Annotated in this window: 19 protein-coding genes; 5 read left to right on the top strand and 14 right to left on the bottom strand. The window is 40.6% G+C overall.

Going from position 1 to position 23,734, the window contains the following annotated elements; genetic code table 11:
• Window positions 1–81: 81 nt before the first annotated feature.
• Window positions 82–540 (top strand): cupin domain-containing protein, encoded by a 459-nt coding sequence (locus AC27IJ_RS24415; RefSeq protein ID WP_313257258.1) that lies wholly within the window; start codon window positions 82–84, stop codon window positions 538–540.
• 138 nt (window positions 541–678) lie between these two features.
• Here the strand turns inward: AC27IJ_RS24415 and AC27IJ_RS24410 are convergent, their stop codons facing one another.
• Window positions 679–894: a beta-sandwich lipoprotein gene (locus AC27IJ_RS24410; protein ID WP_487151179.1), complete on the bottom strand. Its 216-nt coding sequence runs from the start codon at window positions 892–894 to the stop codon at window positions 679–681.
• A gap of 185 nt (window positions 895–1,079) precedes the next feature.
• Window positions 1,080–1,775: a class I SAM-dependent methyltransferase gene (locus AC27IJ_RS24405; RefSeq protein WP_487151177.1), complete on the bottom strand. Its 696-nt coding sequence runs from the start codon at window positions 1,773–1,775 to the stop codon at window positions 1,080–1,082.
• Between the two features lie 197 nt (window positions 1,776–1,972).
• Between AC27IJ_RS24405 and AC27IJ_RS24400 the strand changes: the two genes are divergently transcribed.
• Complete coding sequence (locus tag AC27IJ_RS24400) at window positions 1,973–2,422, top strand: hypothetical protein (RefSeq protein WP_487151175.1); 450 nt, start codon at window positions 1,973–1,975, stop codon at window positions 2,420–2,422.
• A 225-nt stretch (window positions 2,423–2,647) separates the two neighbouring features.
• Here the strand turns inward: AC27IJ_RS24400 and AC27IJ_RS24395 are convergent, their stop codons facing one another.
• Window positions 2,648–3,199: a DEAD/DEAH box helicase family protein gene (locus AC27IJ_RS24395; RefSeq protein WP_312441318.1), complete on the bottom strand. Its 552-nt coding sequence runs from the start codon at window positions 3,197–3,199 to the stop codon at window positions 2,648–2,650.
• A gap of 191 nt (window positions 3,200–3,390) precedes the next feature.
• Window positions 3,391–3,879: a GNAT family N-acetyltransferase gene (locus tag AC27IJ_RS24390; protein ID WP_487151173.1), complete on the bottom strand. Its 489-nt coding sequence runs from the start codon at window positions 3,877–3,879 to the stop codon at window positions 3,391–3,393.
• A gap of 374 nt (window positions 3,880–4,253) precedes the next feature.
• Here AC27IJ_RS24390 and AC27IJ_RS24385 point away from each other — a divergent pair, with 374 nt between their 5' ends.
• Window positions 4,254–4,967: a hypothetical protein gene (locus AC27IJ_RS24385; RefSeq protein WP_312441315.1), complete on the top strand. Its 714-nt coding sequence runs from the start codon at window positions 4,254–4,256 to the stop codon at window positions 4,965–4,967.
• A 75-nt stretch (window positions 4,968–5,042) separates the two neighbouring features.
• On the opposite strand, the gene AC27IJ_RS24380 is transcribed toward AC27IJ_RS24385, so the two are convergent.
• Genes AC27IJ_RS24380 through AC27IJ_RS24360 form a run of 5 tightly spaced genes read right to left on the bottom strand, consistent with a single transcriptional unit; the run spans window position 5,043 to window position 10,680 of the window.
• Window positions 5,043–6,395, bottom strand: coding sequence for a GH1 family beta-glucosidase (locus AC27IJ_RS24380; RefSeq protein WP_312441314.1), 1,353 nt, complete (start codon window positions 6,393–6,395; stop codon window positions 5,043–5,045).
• A gap of 3 nt (window positions 6,396–6,398) precedes the next feature.
• Window positions 6,399–7,238 (bottom strand): carbohydrate ABC transporter permease, encoded by an 840-nt coding sequence (locus AC27IJ_RS24375; RefSeq protein WP_312441313.1) that lies wholly within the window; start codon window positions 7,236–7,238, stop codon window positions 6,399–6,401.
• Window positions 7,238–8,173: a carbohydrate ABC transporter permease gene (locus AC27IJ_RS24370; protein WP_313256676.1), complete on the bottom strand. Its 936-nt coding sequence runs from the start codon at window positions 8,171–8,173 to the stop codon at window positions 7,238–7,240. The genes AC27IJ_RS24375 and AC27IJ_RS24370 overlap by 1 nt, the downstream gene beginning before the upstream one ends.
• 54 nt (window positions 8,174–8,227) lie before the next feature.
• Complete coding sequence (locus AC27IJ_RS24365; RefSeq protein ID WP_312441310.1) at window positions 8,228–9,631, bottom strand: carbohydrate ABC transporter substrate-binding protein; 1,404 nt, start codon at window positions 9,629–9,631, stop codon at window positions 8,228–8,230.
• Between the two features lie 32 nt (window positions 9,632–9,663).
• A complete protein-coding gene (locus tag AC27IJ_RS24360; protein WP_312441308.1) occupies window positions 9,664–10,680 on the bottom strand; it encodes a LacI family DNA-binding transcriptional regulator in 1,017 nt (338 codons plus the stop codon).
• 291 nt (window positions 10,681–10,971) lie between these two features.
• Here AC27IJ_RS24360 and AC27IJ_RS24355 point away from each other — a divergent pair, with 291 nt between their 5' ends.
• On the top strand, window positions 10,972–13,407 hold the full coding sequence (locus tag AC27IJ_RS24355; RefSeq protein WP_487151169.1) for a glycoside hydrolase family 94 protein: 2,436 nt from the start codon (window positions 10,972–10,974) through the stop codon (window positions 13,405–13,407).
• 285 nt (window positions 13,408–13,692) lie between these two features.
• Here the strand turns inward: AC27IJ_RS24355 and AC27IJ_RS24350 are convergent, their stop codons facing one another.
• From AC27IJ_RS24350 to AC27IJ_RS24330, 5 genes are all read right to left on the bottom strand, one after another.
• Complete coding sequence (locus tag AC27IJ_RS24350; RefSeq protein WP_487151167.1) at window positions 13,693–15,633, bottom strand: vWA domain-containing protein; 1,941 nt, start codon at window positions 15,631–15,633, stop codon at window positions 13,693–13,695.
• A 13-nt stretch (window positions 15,634–15,646) separates the two neighbouring features.
• A complete protein-coding gene (locus AC27IJ_RS24345) occupies window positions 15,647–16,882 on the bottom strand; it encodes a hypothetical protein (RefSeq protein WP_487151165.1) in 1,236 nt (411 codons plus the stop codon).
• Window position 16,883: 1 nt separating this feature from the next.
• Complete coding sequence (locus AC27IJ_RS24340; RefSeq protein ID WP_487151163.1) at window positions 16,884–18,986, bottom strand: P-loop NTPase family protein; 2,103 nt, start codon at window positions 18,984–18,986, stop codon at window positions 16,884–16,886.
• Window positions 18,987–19,274: 288 nt separating this feature from the next.
• The gene (locus AC27IJ_RS24335; protein ID WP_487151161.1) at window positions 19,275–21,068 is read right to left on the bottom strand and encodes an oleate hydratase; all 1,794 of its coding nucleotides are present in this window, start codon (window positions 21,066–21,068) and stop codon (window positions 19,275–19,277) included.
• A gap of 463 nt (window positions 21,069–21,531) precedes the next feature.
• Window positions 21,532–22,104 carry a TetR-like C-terminal domain-containing protein gene (locus AC27IJ_RS24330; protein ID WP_487151159.1) on the bottom strand — a complete coding sequence of 191 codons (573 nt, stop codon included), beginning with the start codon at window positions 22,102–22,104 and terminating at the stop codon, window positions 21,532–21,534.
• Between the two features lie 625 nt (window positions 22,105–22,729).
• Between AC27IJ_RS24330 and AC27IJ_RS24325 the strand changes: the two genes are divergently transcribed.
• Window positions 22,730–23,668: a hypothetical protein gene (locus AC27IJ_RS24325; RefSeq protein ID WP_487151157.1), complete on the top strand. Its 939-nt coding sequence runs from the start codon at window positions 22,730–22,732 to the stop codon at window positions 23,666–23,668.
• The last annotated feature ends 66 nt before the right edge of the window (window positions 23,669–23,734 follow it).

The following is a 23,734-nucleotide window of genomic DNA, read 5'->3' as shown; positions in this document are numbered from 1 at the left end:
TCAGAAATTCCTGATTTTTTGATAGCAGTGATATTTATGTCACATATATTAGTATAAAATATATAATAGGTGACTTACTGCATGTCTAATTCAGAAAACTCTAATCAAGATGCTAATATACCAACCTTCCCCTATGATTACGGACCGAACTCTTTTGTTATTGATCTAAACAAGGCAGCACAGCAAAACGATAATTTCCGTTCGACTTTATGGACAGGAACCCATTTACAGGTTACTCTTATGAACATTCCTGTTCATGAGAGTATTGGTATGGAATCCCACCCTGATCACGACCAGATTTTACGAATAGAAGAAGGCTTAGGCTTAATTCAGCTAGGTGAAGATAAATTCTCAATGTACGGACAATATCTCGCATTTGCTAATTATGCCATATTTGTACCCGCCGGCATTTGGCATAACATCGTTAATATTGGCAACAGTCCACTTAAAATATCATCTTTCTATGCTCCTCCCAATTATGCATGGAATACGGTTCAGAGGACAAGAACCTCTGATTCCGCCTTGCAGAACAGCTTTTAAGTAAATTTCTTTCATACAGCCGGCAGGATTTCCCTAATCTTGCCGGCCCTCCTTTTTTATGGCTTTTTTAGGAATTATCTTCACTTGTACAAAACTACACTTGCCCCGCTAACGTCTTCAATTACCCATAGTGTCCAGTCATTTAAGCCTACGGAATGTTTCGTATTCATTCGGTCCAGTTTCCACAACGGCAATAATACGGCTACTGTCAAGCGTAATTAAGAATGCACTGACCAGTTCAAACAACTGCTTGCCAGTCCTGGCATTTAATACAGTCAGCCTCCGGATCAAGTTGAAATTATCCGCTTTTTGGGATACATTGGAGGATTCTCTATCTGCCTCCGTACTTGCCATCAAGGCAACTAATGCAATGATTGATATTACTTTTTCATTCTATTCATGGTTTGATTCCCTTCTTTCTCGGTCTAACATCAGTTTACCTGATTTATAGCAATAAAAAAACTACTAAACCAATATTGATAGTTAGTAGTAGGTGATTAATATTATTAAATTGGAATTAAGCAAATTTTCTCTATTGTTTATTTGGTGCAAATAAGAAAGTATTGAATCATAGGCCCCATCTTCTCTTTTTTTATTACTTTAAAATATGGCATCAACATTGTCTCAAATTCATTATTCGATATATTATATCGATCAGTTCGGCCCAGATGCTCTTCAATAAGTGCTGTAATTTGAAATTCAGGACTTCCTGCATCTGGAATATCAAGTATATATTTACCATCTAGTTTCATTATCCTATGAGCTTCTGCAATTGCCTGCGCCACAAAGTCCTTTTCAAAATATTCCAGCGAACCAATACATGCACCAATATCAAAAAAACTTTCAGCATATGGTGTTTCATGCATACTGCCGCAATATAAAGAGCCAATCGTAACATTATTCTTGTGGACAAATTCTTGCAGCAGTTCTATGGTCTTTTCACTTATATCAACTCCATAATACGTTGATGGCCATTCATTATATCCTCGAAACATTAAGTTCAAACAACACCCAAGGTCAATAAAGTTCATGCCTTTTTTGGGAGATAGATATTCCACTATTTCTTTTTGACTGCTGTCTGAGAGTGTTTCATTCATCCGCATTTTCAGATACAAAGGATAATTAGGATCATTTGTAATATGTGGAGGAAGACTCTGATAAGAATCAATCCCTTTTCGTCCTAAATCAATTCCTTTATCATACGATTTGGCAACTAACTCTAAATGCTTTTTCATTGTGTTAACCCTCCTAATTCCGATATACTTTGTTTAATAATACAACAACCCCTTCTAACTATCAATATTAAGTTTTCAAAGTACAGTAAACCGTAAAATCCTAATTAAAATAGCTAGAACATTTAAAAATTACAAAATCTTTTCTAAATGCGTATGATAAAATCGGAACTTTTTTACAGTCAAAAAGGAGCAATGTTATGAGTAAACCGAATAAACTTAAAACTACTGATATCAATGATTCACCGTTCCTCGCAATGCATCCTGAACAATTATCTGTAGTTAAAACAGCACTAGTTAAAACCGCAGATGAGCCAAAAGTTTCAAAAGCTCCATCAAATACCACTCTACTTGGAGGTGCTCCATATGTACCGGAAGGTTTTCTTTTATGGGTCGATATAAACATGTCCATAAAATTAAAAACCAATGATCATCCTGAGGGGGAATGGATTACTCTTTGGTGTGATGACGAACCATCGCCTTCCCGTTCAGAGGGTAAAAACTTTTTCTGGACATGTTGGAAATCCAATAATAAAAATCTTTTAATTAAGAAAGGTATTCCGATCATTGAATCCCACCATTATTCAGTTGCTCCTTGTGACATTTCAATTCCATTTGAATATGTGATAGAAGACGTATATAATAAGTGACTATTATTGAGCCATAGCATCATTTTCATGGCTCTTTTAATTATCTAAAGGTTCAAGCAAATTTCAGTTTTGTGCATTAACTTTCTTCATTTTGAATACAAAAAAACAACCAGCTTAATGCTGTACTGACCCTAATAAGTTAGACCAAAAAATCTAACTTATTGGAGGTCAGTACATAATACTGATAGTAGGTAGTTTTTATATATTCAGTTTTGTTGCTTCATGCTATAATGTAAACAGTGTTTTTATTTTTTGAGCAACCTTACCAGGTGAAACATATGAATTATCAATCTTAATGTAATTATCAAACGGTATTTCCCCATCATTACTTACCAGCCGGAATCTTTCATCATCACCTATTAATCTTTGATTAGAAATACTAATATCACGTTTTGATGCCTTGTTGCATAATCTATTCTCAGTTACATTTCTTTCCAAACGTATTTCTCTTGAAGCGACAAGTTCAACATGATAAAATTCAGCTTCGTATGGCCTGAATATTTCTTTGACATGCTCAATATAATCCCAATCAGACTGCTGGTCAAACGCCCACATATAAGTAAAAATAATCCCGTAATTATTTGATGCAGCAAATTCTTCAAAAATCACTTCTCTTAAACGAGAAACTACTTTCCCGTTGTAGGAACCAAAGATTTCAATTACTGGCTCAATTGTCATATGGTTATGGAACAAACGTAAATCTGTAATTTTCATCAATTCCTGTCCAACTGTCATCTTTCCAACAGACGCATTTCCAATCAAAAATACAACTTTCATAAAATATTTCCCCCCGTATAATATAAGCAGCTTTGTGGATAGAATACCATCTTACTTACCAACTATCAATATTAAGTTTCCAATGTACATTAATACGTTAAATTCTAATTCTGGATTTAATACAATAAAAAAACTACTAGCTTCATACTGATAGCTAGTAGTCTTCTATATATGTTTTAAAATAACCCTTTTTATTTCATTTTCTTTTCCATTATAAACTGACGTTCTAATTTGTTAAAAGGTTCCTCAATGCTAATAATATTAAAGCCACATTTATTAACATAAAAATGATGGTTACTCATGGAATACCCGATTGTTTCTGTATGCCAAATTTTTGTTTCCGGATACATATTTTCTATACAATTCCACAAATATGTTCCCATTCCCCTACCTTGCAACTTTGGTTTTAAGAATAAGCAGCCTAATTTATTTATCTGTTTTTCAGTTATCCAAAGGATCACACCTCCGATACACTCATCTGATCTGAGTATCTTAAATGATGTACTATCGTTATGCAAAGCCCACTTATTCAAAAATTCACCATTATCATATCCCGGAGGACCATTCTTCACACCATTCCCTAAATTAACCGCTGAATCTTGATTAAATGATTCTCTCATAATACTTGTCAACTCAACAATATCTTTGTCCGTTATGGCCTCGAAACTAATATCTTCCATTCCCTCTCCCCCTATACCTTTTCGTTCTTTTTGAATATAACATAATTTATACTAGCTATCAATATTAATGCGTTAAATCCAAATTTTACGTATCAGGTTGCAGCGCCGACGCCACCGCTTCATGGCCTGTCTCTGACTCCAGGTCTCATCTGCCCTACCGGCTCAAAGTTCATCCACAACGTTTCCACTCGTCTATGATTATTCTGCACCCTGGCCTGGACCTGCAACTTTCGCCAGCCGTTCAGATATAGCTCGTAAAGCTCATTCTGTAAGAATAAATTAAATTATTACGATTTAACAGATAATCTTGTAAGATTCAACATTTTCTGATATGCTTATAGTCGTAAAAACCATCAGGAGGAAAGGGAATCAGTATGAACCAGTATAACAACCAAATCAGATCAAACCGCAGGAAAACGCGCTCCGGCAGCAGGAATGATGCAGGGCAAAACGGTTTTCTATCGGTCCTTCTGTTTTATGTGCTTCCTTTCATCGTTATAAATGGCCTGATCTTTTTTCTGGTGACGTCCAAACCAAAGGGCGAGATTACGATCGGTGAAAGCAGTGATTATATATCCACAACCATGGACCTTAAGATCAAATCCCTGCTTCCTGTGAAGAGCATGGAAGTGGCCTTAGATGGTGCTCCTGTTGAAATGACGAAAACAGGCCTTAAGACCTATTCCGCCATCCTTAAAAACAACGGAGTGCTTGAAGTAAAGCTTATATCCTTTAACAAAATGAAGACCGTTTTATATGAACAGGTGGATGTTTTAGATGATACGCCACCAAGTATTAAGGACAAAGTATTTAAAGACGGAGTTCTATCCTTCCGCTTGGAAGACAGCCAGTCCGGCGTGGATTATTCCTCCATTTCCGGCTGCGATGAGGACAACACAGATATTTCTCCCCTGTCAATAGACCGTAGCACAGGACTTGTGACCTTTGAACTGAAAAAGGATAATCTGACCATTACTGCCAGGGACAACATCGGCAACGAGATGCATATAACCTTTACCCCCCAGGGTGAAAGCATTGAGGATGAGGAAACACAAAACGTTCAGGAAGAAAATCCGACTGAATCTTAAGACATAAAGATAATGGATAAATAAAAAAATACGAAAAAAGTGCGGTTCCCGAATATGGGACCGCACTTTTTCGTATCAACCAGGAATCGTTTCCTTTATCAGATCCCGGTACCAGTAAAAACTGTCCTTGGGAATCCTTTTCTGACTGTCATAGTCTACAAAAACAATTCCGAATCTGTCGTCATACCCCTTTTCCCATTCAAAGTTATCTAAAAAACTCCAAAGGAAATACCCCCTAACATCTGCACCATCTGCAATTGCCCGCTCAAGCTCTTTTAAATAGCGGTGAAGGTAATCAATCCGGCCAGGGTCATGAACACCCCCGTCCAGGGAAACTACGTCAAGAGCGGACATGCCATTTTCCGTAATCAGAAGAGGAAGCCCATAAGTCTCATAAAAATTGCGGACCGCCCAGTACATGGCCTTTGGTGTGATCGGCCACCCCATCCCGGTCTTTCCATGTCCGGCCGGTAGCCTTCCAAGTAAAAGATTTCCCTGGCTGTCATGGCTTACTGAAGTTCCCTGATATAAATTCATCCCGCAAAAATCCAGAGGCTGGCTGATGAGTCTTTGTTCTTCTTCCGTTATGTCCGGAAGAATCGGACCAAACAGTTCTTTGCATTGATCATGGAATTTCCCTTTAATAATCAGTTCATTCCAGAATGCTGATGAGTAAATCCAATCTTGTTCCCCAAAGGAATTCTGAAGAATCCGGGCTGCATCGATCAGTTCAGCCGTTTCCTCAACAGGCCAATAAGCGTTGCCGCAGGTAGGCGCATAACCAACCTCGCTGTCCGGTACCCATTTCCTTATCTCCTGCACTGCCCTCCCGTGGGCCAGCGCAATATGGCGGCACATGATAAGGATTCTTTCCGCCGGATATTTGATGCCGGGAGCATGAATGCATTTATCATATCCAAGCCAGGTAAATATCTGGGGTTCATTGAATGTAAAGAAATGCTTCACACGGTCTCCCAGTGCTTTAGCTACGGTCTCCGTATAAGAGGCGAACCATTCCGGACTGGCCGGATTCAGCCAGCCGCCCTGCATTTCCAGATCATTGGGATAATCCCAGTGATAAAGGGTCACATAAGGGGTTATCCCGTATTTCAACAATTCATCCACCAAATCCAAGTAAAACTTTAATCCCTTCTCATTTAGCGTGCCACAGCCCTTTGGATAAATTCTGGACCAGGATATAGAAAACCGGTAGGCTTTCACTCCCAGCTCTCCCAAAAGGGCCACATCCTCTTTCATCCGGTGATAATGATCACAGGCCAACTCTCCGGTATGTCCTTCAAAAATCTTTCCCTCCTCCCGGGTAAATACATCCCAGATGGAAAGGCCTTTGCCGTCTTCCTGTGCGCCTCCCTCGATCTGGTACGAGGAAGTCGCGGTCCCCCATATAAAATCCTTTTTGAAATTCATCTTTTATCCTTTCACACTGCCGGCAGTCACACCGCCGATAATAAATTTTGATAAGCATAAATAAATGATTGCTACCGGAACGATTGCAATGGTTATCAGCATATAAACCTGCCCCATGTCAAACTTCAGGAAATCTGCGCTCCGAAGCTGTGCAATCAGTATCGGCAATGTCTTTTTAACATTGGATTTCAGTACCAAAGAAGGTACAAAATAATTATTCCAGGAAGCTACGAATGCAAAGATGCCCTGCACCGCAAGTGCCGGCTTCACAATAGGAATTACAATGAAATTAAAAGTATAGAATTCGTTGGATCCGTCAATTCTGGCCGATTCCACGATTTCCAGCGGAAGATTGCTCTCAAAATAGGAAACCATGAAATAAAATACCACCGGTGCCGCCATGGAAGGAAGGATGAGGGGAACAAAACTGTCCATCAGCCCCATTTTGCTGATCAACCTTAAAAAACCAAGGGTCGTTACCTGATTGGGAATCATCATAATCAGAACAATAAACAGATAAATCACATTTCGCATCCGGAATTCATAAGCATGGATGGCGTAAGCAGTCAGAGCCGAAACATATACCGCAAGTGCCGCAGAGCTTCCGGCTATCAAGAGGCTGTTGACGATCCCATAAATGACCGGAAGATTCTTATTATGAAGTACGTTATGTAAATTTGTGCCAAAAGACTTACCCGGTATAATTGAAAATCCCTTTGAAATCTCCGGATGAGACCTGGTGGCATTTATGATCAGACAATAAAAGAAGAAGAGGCATAAAAACGCCAAAAGGGATAAAAGCACATACGCAACGGCCTTCTTTATATTCATCATCTTACCCATTACCTTCCTCCTCCCCTCTTTTTCCCGGCACTGGTCAGTACAAAGAATACCACCAGGCTGAGTGCAGCCGTAATGACAAAGAGTATTACCGATAAGGCACCTGCCATGCCATAATTTTTACTGTAGAGATGGTTGTTTAAAAACATAATCAGGGTAGTACTTGTTCTGTCCGGGCTCCCCTTTGCATTTGTCAGCACCTGGGGCACATCAAACATCTGCAGACCGCCGATCAGGGAGGTGATCAGAACATATATGAAAATGGGTTTAATGGTCGGCATGGTTATCTTTGTGAATATCTGCAGAGATTTTGCACCGTCAATGGAAGCCGCTTCAAACAAGGAGGCATCCACACCAAGTATCGCAGCCATCAGAAGAATCGTTGTATTTCCAAACCACATCATAAAATTCATGAGACCGATCAGACCCCTGGTCCCCCAGACGGTTGCCAGAAAACGGATAGGACTGTTCAAAATCCCCAGCTTTATAAGCAGGTTGTTCATGGGGCCGTCATCTGAGAACAGAGCAAAAAACAGCATGGCAAAAGAAGCTGCCATGATGACATTGGGCAGATAGATAATGGTCTTAAAGAAAGTGCTTCCTTTTAACCTTAATCTAAAATCCGCAAACCAGACTGCCAGAATCAGAGAAATGATGATCTGGGGAATAAAACCGATGATCCAAAGGATCATGGTATTGCCCAGATACTTAAGCAGGTCACTCTGAAAAATAGATTCATAATTTTGCAGTCCTACAAAGTTGGGACCGATCTGTGTTAATCCGGAACGATAATTTTCAAACAGGCTGTTATAAAATGTATTTACCAGGGGGATAAAGGAGAATATCAAATATGTGGCAAAAAATGGTATCAGAAAAATATATCCCCATTTCGCATAGCTGATTTTTTTTCTGGTCTTTGCCTTTTTTTCTTTTACCATAGCAAAACCTCCTGTATTACGCAGGGCGGGATACCCCCGCCCTGCAGATCACAACTATTCTGTCTTTAATTCCGGATACTTCTCAGTAATTGCGGTGTGAAAATTCTTAATTGCCGTATCTTTGTCAACGGTACCATTAAAGTAATCGTGCATCGCTGTCTGGAATTCTTCATTAAGACCCTGGTCATAAGGGGAGATTTTACTCATATCAATTTTTTCAGCCGCATCACAGAACATCTGAAGAGGATTCTGCCCTCCAAGGAATTGGGACTTGTAATCACTCTTTGCCAATTCTTCCATGACAGCCTTGTTATTGGCAAAATCATTCTTTTCCTCTACGATCTTTTTCATCGTGGCATCATCACAGCAAATGGTTCTCATAATGTCCGCCACGATATCCGGATTATCGGTTCCGTTGGCTGCACAAAGCCAGGTACCGCCCCAGTTATAGGACTCCGGGCCAATGGTTGCTGCCCAGTCGCCATAGCAGCCATTTCCCACTTCCTGTTTTCCTCCATCCGCTTCTGCTGTTGCAAGGGAGTTCCCTGCCATTACAAAGTCCACGCCCCATGCAGGCATGAAGTATCCGAAAACTTTTCCTTCCGGTCCCTGGCCAGCCGCCCATTCTGCTGCCCAAAGGATGGTCTTCTGGTTATATCCCTTATCCGTATAATTTTTTGTCTGCTCTACCCATTTTTCCAGGTTAGGATCAATAGCCACTTTATTTCCATCGACCCACGGAGCGGAAACATTATTGGAGAAGGTACGATAGGTGTCATCAAAACCAGATACCATATAATATCCTTTTTCTTTCATCTTTTCCGCGGTTTTGTCAAAGGAATCCCAATCATTGATTGACTTCTGAACTTCTGCCGGGTCATCTGTTCCAAGCACAGCCTTAGCGATGGAACGGCGGTAAATGTAAAGTCCCGGGCAGCCCTGCCAGGAAATCCCCTTCTGCGCACCGTTTGCATCCTGGGCGATCACCTTGGTATAGTTATATTGTTTGGACATATCCTGGTCCGTAATGCCGATTCCCTTTAAATCAGTAGTGCTGTCGGAATTCACATATTTCAGGATATAATCCGCCTCTACCAGGAACATATCAACTTTATCATCTGCTTTTGCATCAGCCTGGTTTAACAGAGCCTCATCAAGAGCATTCTGATAGGCATTGTTTTCACTGGGAGTCGTTACAAAGTTCACCGTATATCCCGCAGGCAGCTTGGAGGCATAATAATCCTCATATCTTGCCTTAAATTCATCATTCCAGACATAGATATTAACGACTTTCCCCTCCGTGCTGCCGGTCCCCGTTTCCGCAGCCGCTTCCTTACTGGTAGTCTCCGGAGTTCCGCTTCCGCTCTGAGTGCTTTGAGTACTCTGGGAGCTGCAACCTCCAATCAGTGATGCTGCCATTGCAGCACACAGCAATCCACTTACTACTTTCTTCCTCATATTACCCTCTCCTTTTCTGATATGAACTATCATTAAATATTTGCACTTCCAACCGATTCCCCCTTTAACAGCTCTCCTTCCACAATGATCTGTTCTGTAAAAGTTGTCTTGGGTTTATCGATGGTGCTTATTAATTTTTTAGCGGCCTGCATACCAATGGTGGCCGTATCCTGGCGTATGGTGGTCAGTTTGGGATTCAATAACTGTGAGATCCGGCTGCCATCATATCCGGCAATGGAAATATCCTCCGGGACCCTTAAGTTCCTCACCCGGATTTCATTTAACCCGCCTATTAATGCCGTATCATCCGGATACAAAATACAGGTGGGTGGATCCTTTCTGTCAAGCAGTTCCCTGGTGTATGCCATGGCCTGGCTGACATCCAGATAATCTGCTTCCAATACATAATTGTCCGGTATATGCAGATCGTGACTCTCCATAAACCGGTAAAAGCTGGTCAGTCTTGCCTTTGTAACGGCCGTATTCATCTGTCCGTGGATATACGCAATCTTTCTGTGCCCATTTTCATAAATATACTCCATCAGGCACTGGATTCCCTTAATGTTATCGGATAAAACTGAGGAACAGTTTTCATGTAAGTGGTCAATGGTAACCACGGGAATATCGCCTCCCAAAAGGTCTATTACCTCCGGGTTGTCAAAATTTACACAGGCGATTACCACTCCATCCACATTTCTGTATTTGCAATGATCATAATAAGAGACCTTTTTCGTTCCTATCTGACTATTGATAAACGTGATATCATACCCCTGCTTCTCCGCTTCAACTTTAAAGCCTTCCAGCACCGCTGCAAAATACTCGTGAGTCAAGCCGCTGTTTGCCTCGTCAACAAACAAAACGCCGATGTTGTAGCTTCTGTTTGTCTTTAAAGATCTTGCAGCTGCGTTGGGATAATATCCCAGCTTTACTGCCGCTTCTTTGATCTTGGTTTTTGTACTCTCCCCGATGTCGCTCTGATCATTGAGTGCTTTGCTTACTGTGGCAACGGATACTCCGCAGTGTTTTGCCAGTTCTTTCATAGAAATCATATGTGTCATCCTTCTTACTTAATCGTTTTCGTAGTTCCAATATACTCCTTTCTTATAGATAAATCAATATAATTTTGTTTTTTATCTAATTTATATAAATTAACTTAACATTTTTTATGCATTATAACTAATTTCTAAATAGATGGACATTTATTTTTTTAAATACCTATTGTAATTTAAAAATGAATGAGTTATTATGGCGCTATAACTCCCTAATCCTTTACTTAATCGTTTTCGTAAAATATCGATTTTAGTAAGTTGGTTATCCAATCAGAAAGGAGTTATTTAATTATGAAATATGGATATTTCGATGACCAGGAAAAGGAATATGTCATTACAGCCCCTGATACTCCGCTTCCATGGATCAATTATATGGGCAGTGAGGATTTCTTCTCGCTGATTTCCAACACAGGAGGCGGTTACAGCTTCTATAAAGATGCAAAGCTGTTAAGACTGACACGGTACCGCTATAACGACGTCCCTCTGGACAGCAACGGACACTACTATTATATCAATGAAAACGGCACCATCTGGAATCCTGGATGGCAGCCCACCCAGACACCCCTGGATTTTTACGAATGCCGGCACGGGCTGGGAGTCACCCGCTACCAGGGAATAAAAAACGGCTTATCTGCCACTGTTACAGCCTTTGTTCCTTTGCATGACACCTGTGAAATCCATAAGGTGACCTTAAAAAATGAAAGCAGGGAACCAAAAGATTTTACCCTGTTTTCCTATGTGGAATTCTGTTTATGGAACGCCGTGGATGACATGACCAATTTTCAGCGGAATCTAAGCACCGGAGAAGTGGAAGTAGAAGGCTCTGTCATCTACCATAAGACAGAGTACAGGGAACGGCGTAATCATTACGCTTATTATGCTGTGAATGCAGACATTCAGGGCTTTGACACGGACAGAAATACATTTGTAGGGGTATACGGCTCCAACCAGCTGCCGGTTATGGTGAAAAATAACACCTCAGGAAATTCCATGGCAAGCGGCTGGTCCCCTATCGGCTCTCACCGTTTAACACTGCATTTAGAACCTGGGGAAGAGACAGGATTCATTTTCGTATTGGGCTATGGGGAGAATTCAAAAGATCAAAAATGGACCGCTCCCAATGTCATCAACAAAGAGCCGGCCAAGGCTGTTCTGTCAAAATATCAGACAAACCAACAGGTTGATGAAGCCCTTGCCGCATTAAAGCATTACTGGGAACAGCTGCTCTCCAACTATTCTGTTACCATGGCTGATGAAAAAACAGCACGCATGGTAAACATCTGGAACCAGTATCAGTGTATGGTTACCTTTAATATGTCCCGCTCTGCCTCCTATTACGAGTCCGGTACCGGCCGGGGCATGGGCTTTCGGGATTCCTGCCAGGATCTGCTTGGATTCGTACATATGATTCCGGAAAGGGCCAGGGAACGGATCATTGACATTGCTTCCACCCAGTTTGAAGATGGAAGCGCTTATCACCAGTATCAGCCTCTTACAAAAAAGGGGAATATGGACATTGGAAGCGGCTTTAATGACGATCCTTTGTGGCTCATCGCCGGTGTTTCGGCTTATATTAAGGAAACCGGGGATTTAAGTCTTTTGGAGGAATCCATCCCCTTTGATAACGACCCGGAGAAAAGCCAGCCGCTTATGGAGCATTTGAGACGGTCCTTCCGCTTTACCCGGACCCACTTAGGACCTCACGGTCTGCCTCTGATTGGTCGGGCTGACTGGAATGACTGTCTGAACTTAAACTGTTTTTCCACAGAGCCCGGAGAGTCCTTTCAAACTACCGGTCCCTCAGAAGGACCTGTGGCAGAATCCTTAATGATCGCAGGTATGTTTGCAAAATACGGAATAGAGTATGCTAATATTTGCCGCAAAATGGGATTGGAAACCGAAGCAGAGGAAGCGGAAGCTTCTGTACAGAAAGTGTACGATGCCGTGATTCAGTCCGGCTGGGATGGCAGCTGGTTTTTGCGCGCCTATGATGCATTCGGCCAGAAGGTTGGATCCAAAGAATGCAGGGAAGGACAAATATTCATTGAACCTCAGGGCTTTTGCGTCATGGGCGGCATCGGAATTAAGGAAGGCCATGCAAAAAAAGCTTTGGACAGCGTAAAAGAAAAACTGGATACCACCCATGGGATCGTCCTACTGCAGCCGGCATTTACCAGCTATCAGGAAAACCTGGGTGAGATTACCTCTTATCCCCCTGGCTACAAGGAAAACGCAGGCATCTTCTGTCACAATAACCCCTGGATCTCCATTGCGGAAACCATGATCGGAAGGGGCAACCGGGCTTTTGAAGTTTACCGGCGCACTTCACCGGCTTATACAGAGGACATCAGTGAAATCTACAAAGCAGAACCTTATGTTTATGCACAGATGATTGCCGGAAAGGATGCACCCCATTTCGGAGAAGCCAAGAACAGCTGGCTGACCGGAACCGCTGCATGGTCATTTGTATGCATTTCCCAGTATATTTTAGGGATCCGCCCTGGTTTCAACGGGTTAATCATAGATCCCTGCCTGCCGGATTCCATCAAGGAATTTTCCGCAGTCCGTAAATTCCGGGGAGCAAATTATTATATCCATGTGAATCATACCAAACAAAACGATAATGGAATTCTTTCCATTCTGGTGGATGGGAAACCTTTGGAAGGAAAGGAAATTCCTTATGTGGAAGGAAAAAAGGAATACCATATTTCCTTAACATGGGACTAAAGCTAAGGGGTTGTTTATGATTATAATTGATAATAATTCTGAAACACATCATTTATGCAGTCATATTTTATGAAGGAGTACTTTAGCTCCATCAGTTAATTCTTCATAATCGTTAATATAGCAAGCGCAAAAAGGAAGTCAATAAACTGGCTTCCTTTTTGAATTATCAATCCATCTGCCAAGGATCATCCTTTTCGTCTTTTTCTGGTTCTGCAAAGTATCCGCTGTAGGCTGCCTCCAAGTTCACCATGTCCTGACGTTTGATTTCTACTATAAGCTTATCCGTCAGCCCTTGAAAATAGACTGCATATTCTTTTTTACGGCTTTCAGCAGTTCTTTAGGAAGCTTCTCCACTTGTTCTCCTAAAATTATGCCGTGAGGCTCCTTGTAGCCGTCATTCCATACAAAGTTAAATGTGCTTTCGCTGGCTGTACTGTTCTTTCCGATTTGAAAAGCGTAAAGGGCAACATCTTTCGATAAAAGCTCTTGGACAGCATTCTTAGCCAGGCCGGGAAAACTGGAGGCTCCGTCAGTAATTTCAAAAATTATTTTTATATGCTTTCCCATTTTAAGCTGCCTTTCTTCTGCGGGAGTGATGCTCCCTGATATTTCTTTCAAGCAGCTTGCATCGTCTGTAGCGCCATCGGTGGAATTAAGCCTTACGATGGAACGGATTATATCCGCCGATTCTTTCTCTCCGGAGGTTTTGTCGTTAAATTCTTTCATATGATAATATTGACTTCCGAAAAACCATGTTTCGCTTAAGACTTCTATTTTCTGGTTTAATTGTTCAGCATTTCGCTTAAGATATCTGTTCAAATCATCAATTGACAGCAACGTTACGGCCAGCGCTTCTCTTGCAGATTCAATCTTTGCAGCATTCATGGAGCCTGAATTATCTATAACAAAAGAAATTTCGATTCGTTCCGGCAATTTATCTGCCTGGGTTTCCAGCAAATATCTGCTGAACACGGGAAGATTTTTATAATTTCCTTTTTTCTCCGCTTCTACAAAATCCGGATAGGCGGCAATAAAGCTGTTAACGTCTAGCTTGCCTTTTATTTGCCCGTCTTTTTTTACGCTGATTTCTTTTTTCGCATCTCCAATAAGTTTACTCCAGAATTGACGCATCTGCTCTCTTTCCAGCTTCATTTTATTTGAATAATACTGAAAAAGCTGCTGATCATTCTGGTTGATGCCGTAAGATGTTAAGTCGATCTTTCCAGTCATTATATTTTGAACTATTTCATTGTTTTTCTCCTGCTGGTCCAGCAGTTCTTCAAGGATCGTTTTTTCTTCTTCCTCCGTGGATTCCAATGCATCCCTTTTTTCTTTTTCCGATTGTTCAAAAGGGCTTTTTCTTTCACTTACCTGTTCCTGAGATGCGCCTTGGGATTTAAAAAAGTCCATTGCATCTATTTCTTCTTTCCATAATTGCTCAAATACAGGATAAATAAAAGAACGAATAAGGGAATCTCTTTCTAAAACACCCTCTTCGCTGTTTATCTGCCTTACTAATTGAGAATGAATGAAATCCAAAAAAGGCTGATTCAATATCCTTTTGCTGAATGGATTCTCACCCCATCCTTTAATATCAGGCGTTGTTTTATAAATTTCCTTAAGGATAAAACTATTGATAAATGCCTTGTGCTTCGGCATTTCTTCAATAGCCTTCATTTTATTGCCTGTCTGCTCCATATATGCAGCTATCTTTTTAAAATTAGCTTCATCTCTGTAAACAGGGCACATTTGCAGTACCCTTAAAAAGGAAGTCAGCTTATCCAGCCTGTGCAAAGCATCTAGTATTTCCTTTTTAACATATCCGGTTATAATATCCGGCAGATATGCGCGATCTTCTCCAAGGCCTTCTTTCTCAATGCGATGAAGGATATATCCGGTCATTCTGTCTTTTTCTTTCTCCCATCTTTTGCCTCTGTACAGATAGGCTTTCGTTTGTTTTTTCCAATCGGGATACATGGCAAGCTCATAATAAATATGCCATAAAATCTGATTTTCGTCTAAGTCCCTGTCCAAAAAGGCCGCCAGCGGAAGATATAATATGCCCTTGGACGGATTTAACAAAAATCTTTCAAGCTTTGGATCAGGCATATACATCAGGCTGGAATCCCCTGTAAACGTAGCTAACGTACGCTGCTCTCTCTGCAAAAAGGATTCCACATGTTTTGTTGACTCTTCTATCAGCTTCTGTTCATCATAATTAAGCAAGCCCATTCCCCTCCTACTGGTATAACGGCAAATCCCACAAAGCTTGCGGGGTATCGATTCTGTTAATATTTAGTGTGCATAATCCGCCTTCTACCCCCATCAGCAAATACTTTGATGGATAAAGCTTCAGCACGTCGGTTAAAAAGACCCCTTCCATAATTGAATCCTTATTGATATGCCATTTTCCGAAATTTTCCTCCAACAAATATAGAATTCCGTCTTCGCTTAATATTACGGCTGTTCCTTTTGAAGACTCTGCATCAAAAAGATTCCCTTTAAGGAAATTTCCTTCATCAAGAATGTTTATATCCGCCCCGTCAAGAGAAATGATATGAAGCTTACCATTATTCCCTATGGACAAAAGAGTATCCTTCTGCCCCTTTTCATTTTCGAGGCAATGGATTTTGCGTATTTCGCAATCTGGAATTTTAATTTTATTTACTATAGAAAGATTATGATAGTTCCGTTTTATAAAGTATATTTCTCCTGATTTGGTGCCGACGGCAAATTCATCAGCTCCTGTTTTCTCCATTCCGATTATGTTTGAAATTGGAAGAGAAGCGTCTTTATGGAGTATCAGGCGGTATTCTTCTTTTTCTTTAACAATTTCCAGCAAAACCAGCTCTTCCTGCTCTTTTTCCGCGGCTATTAAATTATTGCTTACGGACAGGCATTGACCTAACCAGCTCATTCCTGTTTCTGTCTCTATCTTTTTTATATGCATCTCCCCGCTTCCATTAGGGATTTGTTTAAAATTGCTGCATGATAATAAATAGCAGCCGCCTTTGCTTCCCAAAAGCAGAATTTCATTCTTATTAAGCCTGTGAAAGGCCGAAATTTTTTCTTTAATATCTTTAACAGGCGGACTCCATTCCTCCTGAATCCTTTCCTTGCCGGAAGGTTCCGTTCTTTTGCTTATCTGAAAAAACTGCAATGCACAATCTGTATTTCCGGCAACAAACATATCCTCGGAAAGCCTTAGAACACTTTGAAAAAATCCTTCAAAGCCACAGGCTCCCAGCCTTGTTATAGATTCTGTTTTTATGGCGTCTTTTGAATTTCCTGCATATGCCCTGTAATGGGGAATCATCTCCGTAAGAAGCTTTTCCTCCTTAGCTGAAAGCACATCAAGGCATTTTTCGAAATCATCTTCTAAAATGCCCGTTTCCCGAATTTTATTTAGTTTTTGCCTTAGGTCTTTTACCTGTTTTTTAAATTCTTCCTCATCAACCGATAAATTCAGCTTCATTTTAGCCTCCATTATTCTCCAAATGCTCAAGGAGAGCTTTTGAATGTTCTAAATGGGATAATTTCTGATCCAGCAGCTGATATTTTTTTGCATCAATCCTCAGCGTATCTTCCAGGTCCGATTGAAAAATATTTTTTAATTCTTCCGGTATATTTTTTCTTTGGGTACCCTTTCCAAAAAGAATATGAACTACATCCAAATGGCTCAAGGTCTGGGTTTTTGGGCGTACATAGCGATAAGGGCGGGTTCTGATTTCGTCGTAAGTGGTGGTTGATTCTCCTATGCCTTTGGTTTCAATCTTCCAGCCTTCCTCTGCCGGGAAAAAGCCAAAGCGCACCGCCTGAGAAAGAATATAATTCTGATCGTCGGAATAAGTGATAGAACTTATAAATCCGTCCCACAGGGCCTTGCTTAAATCCTTTTCTTCTCCTTGATTCCAATTGTCCAAAACGTGCAGAATATTTCTTATGGACAATACGGATTCTCTAAGCTCTAGCTCCTCGCCGGAAATTTCCTTCTGCTCTTCATCCTTCCATTTGCCCATAAATACATTTTGGGTAACACGGCAGAGCTGAGAAAACCGAAACAGCTCTTCAAGGGTCCGTTTGGGATCGGGAATTTGAATTGTTCCGTTGGCATTTGAAAGCCTTGCAATAATAACCCTGAAAAGTTCATTTTTTTCCGGGTCTGCCTGTTCTTCCATAGAGCCTTTGGTATTCTGGGAAACGTAATTATATTCGATAGTTACAAACCGGGATTTAAACGCAGAGTTAAGCTCATTTGTACCTTCGTAATTAACCATCTGGGTAGACAGATTTCCTGTTCCTATAAATGCAAACCCCGGCTTAATTAATACAGGGCCTACCCCTGTAATATAAGCCGTATGCCCTGCATGGCGCTGCAGTATATCGTTTAATCCAATGAGATTCTGCATTGCGATGGTGTTAATCTCGTCAATAATTACAGGCCGGCCTTCTTTTACCGCGATTAATATTTCCTTCTCAATTTTCTTGATTTCCGTACCGAAGGCACTGTTGCTTGCAACCAATAAATCGGAGAAGCTGTTCCATATCTGTATTTTAAGCTGAAGCTTTTCTTCTTCCGTCATCTGCTGAAGCTTATCTTCGTTTTCATGCAGCCACTGATAAAAATCTCCGATGATCATATCCAGATAATCATTATAGGATTTTTGAGAAAAGCTATGTTTGAGCGTCAGTGTCTTCTCCACAAACATATCTTCATAGGTCAGATTGTGAGAACCGGATATAAAGAGCGGCTGCAAAGATTCTATTTCTTCTTGCGTTCCATTTGTCAATATTTCCTTATAATACTGCTTTCGGTGTGTATATATCTCCTTGAATTTTTCAATAGCCTCTTTTTCCCCGGCCTTTGGATTGGCACAATACCATTTCTCCAATTGATCTTCAAGTTCTGCCTGAATTTTATTCTGTATTGAAAAGTCCATGGCGGCTTCCGTGGCAAGCTGGGTCTTTCCGCTTCCTAAATGCCCTACAATATAAACCGGCATTCCAAGGTTTAAAGAATCTATTACCTTTTCCTTTGCTTCCATTACATAAGGAGCCGTTACTAAGCGCTGCTGATGCTGAGTTTTTATATCACTCAGCAATTGACGGGTATGATAAAATTCCCATGCTTCGGCAGAGCTGTCCAAAAGCTTTTCTATCTCTTTTTTTAAACGCTCTATACGGTAAACCCTGTATCTCGTAGCGGAATTACTTCTGTGATGGGAATAATTATTGCTCTCATAGCTAACCCGCCTTTCCCATTTAAGAAAAAAAGTCTCGTACTCAATAAGAGTTTCAATTTCCTCTATTGTCAGACCCTGATTTGCTGTTTCCTTTTCAACATAGGCCCTGTATTTTTCAAAATATTCAATGTCTGTATTTTCATCTGCCACAGAGCTTTCGCTTATCTGTTCAAATCTTCTAAAGGCCTTGAAAAAGCTTTCTTGCCCGTCTGTAATTTTATTGTGCTCATCCTCTAATAACCGAGAAGCTTCCTTTCGCAGCTGCTTTTCATACTGCTCCTGCATGGCTTCAATAGAGGGAATACAGTGCGGTTCAATGTCGTGTTTATCCTTCATGGAAAATTCCCCTTTGCACGATATTTATAGTCAAATAAATTCAAATAAGTAACAAAAGCCTGTATTCACAATTCATCATCCCGGTTCCTTGGGAAAGGTCCGTTTTGATAAAGGCTCCTGTTACTTTTATTTGTACAGTAAACGAAATTGAAAACCGTTATAGGATTTTAGAACCTTTCTTACACGGAATCTGTACATTTTTTAACTTGACTGGCTATAAATTAAAATCCCGGCTTTTAAAAAACCGGGATTTTAACCTTTTTATCTAATTTCACAACTTTGGTTATTTTATAAAACCCCACAATCTTTCAGCATTACCTCAATGTCCGTTCCTGCTAATTGCTTCATAATCTTGCTTTTTTTAAGAGGGGGCAAGTCTATTTCCAGTTTTTCTCCGTCAAGCAGACATACGCCTGCGCTGAGAAGATAACGAATATCGTAACGGGAAGCAAATACTTCGGGAACACCCTTTTCCACTCCGGTTAAAACATATACGGCTTCCATAGCTGTACGTCCGGAATATTCAATGGTAAATACTGTATCGCGGCCGGGATCATCCAATGTTTCAGCGAACTGTCCAAGGAAAGCAAAGTTTACTGCATTCTTAGGCACTACAAAAGGACGGTCACCAGATTCACGTGGCATAAATTGAGAAGTTATGAACGGCATCATTACTGGGATAGCTGTACATGTATTGGCTAACTCCTCTATTTCATCAACAGGCACTCCTATATGATACAACCATTCTTTTGTGATTTCCTTGCCGGTACAGTCTCTCATGGGCTTTTTAATATAGTCTCCCGGAACATCGGAGAATAAACCGTATACCCAAACTACAACGTCTTTTTCAGGCTGTCCGTAGTACTGTTCCTGACGGTTTATTGTCCAGCTCATAAGCCATGAAGAATCCAATGCGGTAACTATACCGCCTGTTACTGTACGGCCAGTATAAGGTGAGCGTTTTGTAATCTTTTCAATATATTTGGGCACGCTTTCGTCATGGCATGTTACAGTACAGGATTCCCAATTAGATTTTTCAGGCTCTCCGCAGAATTTATCTGGTCTTCCGAATTCATCGCATTGATCAGCGATATTTTTCCAAAGTGTCCAGCATCCGCCAAGCTCTTTATTGAAAGGAGCAGGCGTATTGTCATCACCGTATCCGGAGCCTTCTGTCATGGAACCGTTTGTAATAAATACTAAATCATTTTCCGACAAGTCCACGGAAATGTCTGTTCCTTCTTTATCTACTGCAACAATCTTTGTAGCAACCTTCTTTTCTTGAGAAATTGCAAACTCTACATTGTTTACGGTAACTCCATATCTGAATGTTGCTCCATTTTCCTTCAAATATTTAACCATAGGCATTACGAAGGAAGTATACTGGTCATGGCGTGAAAACTGCAAAGCTGAAAGGTTAGGTAAACCGCCCACATGATGTATGAAACGGTTCATGTAAAGCTTCATTTCAAGTGCACTGTGCCAGTTTTCAAAGGCAAACATAGTTCTCCAATATGTCCAGAAATCACTGTCAAGAAGCTCGTCGGAGAATACGTCTTCTATGGTTTTGTTTTCAAGCTCTTCATCGGATGTTGCTACAAACATAGCAAGTTCTTTTGCAAGTTCCTGGCCTAAATTGAATTTACCGTTGTCATAGCGAACGCCGCGTTCTTTTGTAATACGGCAATTGCTGTAGTTGGGGTCTTCAAGGTTTGTATAATACAGATGATCCAATACAGTCATATTCGGATCCTCTGTGGATGGTAAAGAGCTGAACAAGTTCCAAAGGACCTCGAAGCACTGGCCCATTTCACGGCCGCCGCGTGCTACATAACCTGTGTTTTGCATAACTGCACCGTCTAAAGAACCACCGGGAATGTCAAGCTGCTCTAAAAAAACAATTTTGCTGCCGTCCATATGGGCGTCCCGAATCAAAAAGCAGCCTGCAGCCAAGGCACCGATGCCTGTACCGATTAAATAGGCTTTCTTATCTTCGATTCCTTTCGGCTTTCTTGCATGAACCAAAGCATGATATGTGCCGTTTGTAAGAGTAAGTCTTTCATCATGAGTTTTAATTTTCATTCTTAGCCCCTCTTTCAAGATTTTAATTTTAAATGTTAACTGAAGTAATGTATAGCAAAATAGAATAATAACAGCAACAAAATCCGTATATTTTAATGACTAAAATATAGAGGTTTTATATATTTAAGCCGTTTATGAAAAACAGGCTTTTGTTACTCCCTTCATGTTATTTTGCTGTAATAGAGTTTTGAGCGTTCACCTGGTCTTAACAATAGGCAATACCCCTTTAATTTTATGAACGCCGGCAACCTTATTTCCTACATCATATAACTTTTTTCACAACTTTTCATTAGACAAATAAGCCCCAGTGTTCAAAAATCGAACACTGGGGCTTATTTGTCTAGCATTTAGACCTTAAAATAATCAGATTCCGTAAGCGGCAAATGCTTCAGAAAAATCAGCTTGCCTATTTGCTTATTCTTAAGTTCGTTTACTTTAATTAACCATTTGATTTGGCAATATTTTAAATATTTAGTTTTCCACTCCTTTTAAGGGACAGTGTGATATGACCGTCAAAAAGCTCGCCGATGCGTCTGATGATTACATTGGGATCTTCTTTCATTCCTGAGCCTATCCAGCGCAGCACCATTTCAGTAAGAGCGCATTGATAGAAAGAGGCTATGAGTTTTTTATCTTTGGTGGAGGCTTGAATCCCTTCGCTTTCGCTTTCTCTTTCAACATAACGGTACATAACATTTCCGGCAACGCTGAAAATATAATTTTCCAATTCCTCTCTCTGCATGGAATTATATACATGATAAACGGCTCTTCTGTTTTCCATTGCAAATTTAGCCGCAACAAGAAAGCCTTCCTCCCATGAAAGGGTATCGTTATATTCATCAATGGCATTTTGAAGCTCCGACTGAAAAATTTCCGATAAAATTGCATATATATCTGGATAATGGTAATAAAAAGTATTTCTGTTAATATCACAGGCTTTAACAATATCTTTTACTGTGATTTTATTCAAGGGACGCTCATTCAGCATATTAATGCACATATCCCGAATCATCTTTTTTGTATATTGTTTTGCCAAATTATACCTCCAAAACCCAATATTTCACTTAATATTATAACATGAAAGCTAATATTTGCAAATATATTAAGCCTCCCCAATAATATTGCTCACGTAAGTTACAGCCACTAATTTTTTATACTTTGTATTTATAAAAATCAGATTGTAACACAATAAAATCCAGCTAGAATAAGGATTTCCCTAATAATGGACATTCTTTGTAACACTCAGGTATGTAGAAAACTTCATTTGTTACATACGAAAATCTTTGATAGTTGCAGACTTTGCCTGCAATCTGCGGCACGACGTGTTACGCCCTATTCCTGCCATAAATTCTGCAAGGGTTTATGGTAGCAAGGGAAGGCGTCCCTTATCGGGTGAGCGAAGCGTGGGGGTGAATACCTATCCATTAATTCATAGACTTTGTGGTAGGGTCAAGAGAAGGCTGTCCCTTGTCGGGTTTGGAAGCGGGGCGGAAACCGTCATCGGCATTGTGGGTATGTGGGTAAGAGACTGTTTTTAGAAGTGTGGAGAAATTGTTTTGTCTTAGTTCGTTCAGCAAAAAGTAATGTTGTATAATTCCAAGCCACTGCCAATATACATATAATTAAATACTATTACCAGAAAGAGCACGAGGTGCTGTTCTATGAAGCTTTTCAACTTTCCAGGCTTGAATTGCTATTACAGCAGTGTTGTAAGTGCAGCAAATGCTTTTGGTATTCCTATTATTGACGCATTTGCAACTTTGTTTTCGGAAACCGATTTTGATTTTAATCCCTGTAGTAAGTCGTTTTCTTCCAAACGCCTACTTACAAACCTGAACCATCTGGGCGCACATTCGGAAGTTTTTGCCTGCGGTATGCCAAAAGAAAACAAAAGCAGTTTCCTACAATGTGACAAAGAAATGTATTTCATCATTGGAATGGACCCGTTTCACATTCATTGGACCCCGTCTTTTGGCAGGTTCAACGGCTATCACTATTTTCTTGCCAAGCCTGCGGGCGGCAATGACTTTTTGTGCTACGATCCGACTTACGGAAACCAGAAAGAACCAATGACACAGGAGGTAATTGTTACACACGCATTTGACATTACTAGCTTTTGTCGTTCCCAGAAGAATTCTTTGGAAACAGATGATTTGGCCGAGCTTTTAAATGTTGCAGAGGGAGATACTCTCTCATTTTGGCAGTTGCTTTCCCAAATGGAAGCGGGTAAAATACCACCCGATGGAGTGAAAGACTATAGTACATATTCCATTGCACCTCCTAGCGGAAACAAACCAAACACTGACCGCAGGGTTGCCGAAAAAGCGGCCAGATATGTGGATTGTCTGATTCACAGCCGGCTGCTTTATGAATATTACCTCCAAAATCGCAAGCTTTTCCTTTTAAATGAGCTTACAATTTTTAACGCCGACTATTTCAACCGTTGGCAGGCAGTGAAAAACGGCCTGCTCAAGGCTTCCGTCCTCAGGAACAATGCCGCAGTGCTGGAGAAAACAGAGGAGCTGTTTTCCAACCTGATACATTGTGAGAGGGAAGCGGCAAAAGCAATTTGCCAAAAGAACGGGAAAAACACGTCTTGAATGGACTTTCAAAGCCCGTTTCAAGACGTGTTTTATTTATTATTTGTTTAACCTCATGATTAGCAG

It is taken from the genome of Lacrimispora sp. YZC11, from assembly GCF_057543815.1.
This window is presented reverse-complemented; position numbering and strand designations above follow the sequence as displayed.

Coding starts and splice junctions, on each gene's coding strand:
- AC27IJ_RS24415 (WP_313257258.1), top strand. CDS start 82: ATGTCTAATTCAGAAAACTCTAATCAAGATGCTAATATACCAACCTTC.
- AC27IJ_RS24410 (WP_487151179.1), bottom strand. CDS start 894: ATGGCAAGTACGGAGGCAGATAGAGAATCCTCCAATGTATCCCAAAAA.
- AC27IJ_RS24405 (WP_487151177.1), bottom strand. CDS start 1,775: ATGAAAAAGCATTTAGAGTTAGTTGCCAAATCGTATGATAAAGGAATT.
- AC27IJ_RS24400 (WP_487151175.1), top strand. CDS start 1,973: ATGAGTAAACCGAATAAACTTAAAACTACTGATATCAATGATTCACCG.
- AC27IJ_RS24395 (WP_312441318.1), bottom strand. CDS start 3,199: ATGAAAGTTGTATTTTTGATTGGAAATGCGTCTGTTGGAAAGATGACA.
- AC27IJ_RS24390 (WP_487151173.1), bottom strand. CDS start 3,879: ATGGAAGATATTAGTTTCGAGGCCATAACGGACAAAGATATTGTTGAG.
- AC27IJ_RS24385 (WP_312441315.1), top strand. CDS start 4,254: ATGAACCAGTATAACAACCAAATCAGATCAAACCGCAGGAAAACGCGC.
- AC27IJ_RS24380 (WP_312441314.1), bottom strand. CDS start 6,395: ATGAATTTCAAAAAGGATTTTATATGGGGGACCGCGACTTCCTCGTAC.
- AC27IJ_RS24375 (WP_312441313.1), bottom strand. CDS start 7,238: ATGGGTAAGATGATGAATATAAAGAAGGCCGTTGCGTATGTGCTTTTA.
- AC27IJ_RS24370 (WP_313256676.1), bottom strand. CDS start 8,173: ATGGTAAAAGAAAAAAAGGCAAAGACCAGAAAAAAAATCAGCTATGCG.
- AC27IJ_RS24365 (WP_312441310.1), bottom strand. CDS start 9,631: ATGAGGAAGAAAGTAGTAAGTGGATTGCTGTGTGCTGCAATGGCAGCA.
- AC27IJ_RS24360 (WP_312441308.1), bottom strand. CDS start 10,680: ATGATTTCTATGAAAGAACTGGCAAAACACTGCGGAGTATCCGTTGCC.
- AC27IJ_RS24355 (WP_487151169.1), top strand. CDS start 10,972: ATGAAATATGGATATTTCGATGACCAGGAAAAGGAATATGTCATTACA.
- AC27IJ_RS24345 (WP_487151165.1), bottom strand. CDS start 16,882: ATGAAGCTGAATTTATCGGTTGATGAGGAAGAATTTAAAAAACAGGTA.
- AC27IJ_RS24340 (WP_487151163.1), bottom strand. CDS start 18,986: ATGAAGGATAAACACGACATTGAACCGCACTGTATTCCCTCTATTGAA.
- AC27IJ_RS24335 (WP_487151161.1), bottom strand. CDS start 21,068: ATGAAAATTAAAACTCATGATGAAAGACTTACTCTTACAAACGGCACA.
- AC27IJ_RS24325 (WP_487151157.1), top strand. CDS start 22,730: ATGAAGCTTTTCAACTTTCCAGGCTTGAATTGCTATTACAGCAGTGTT.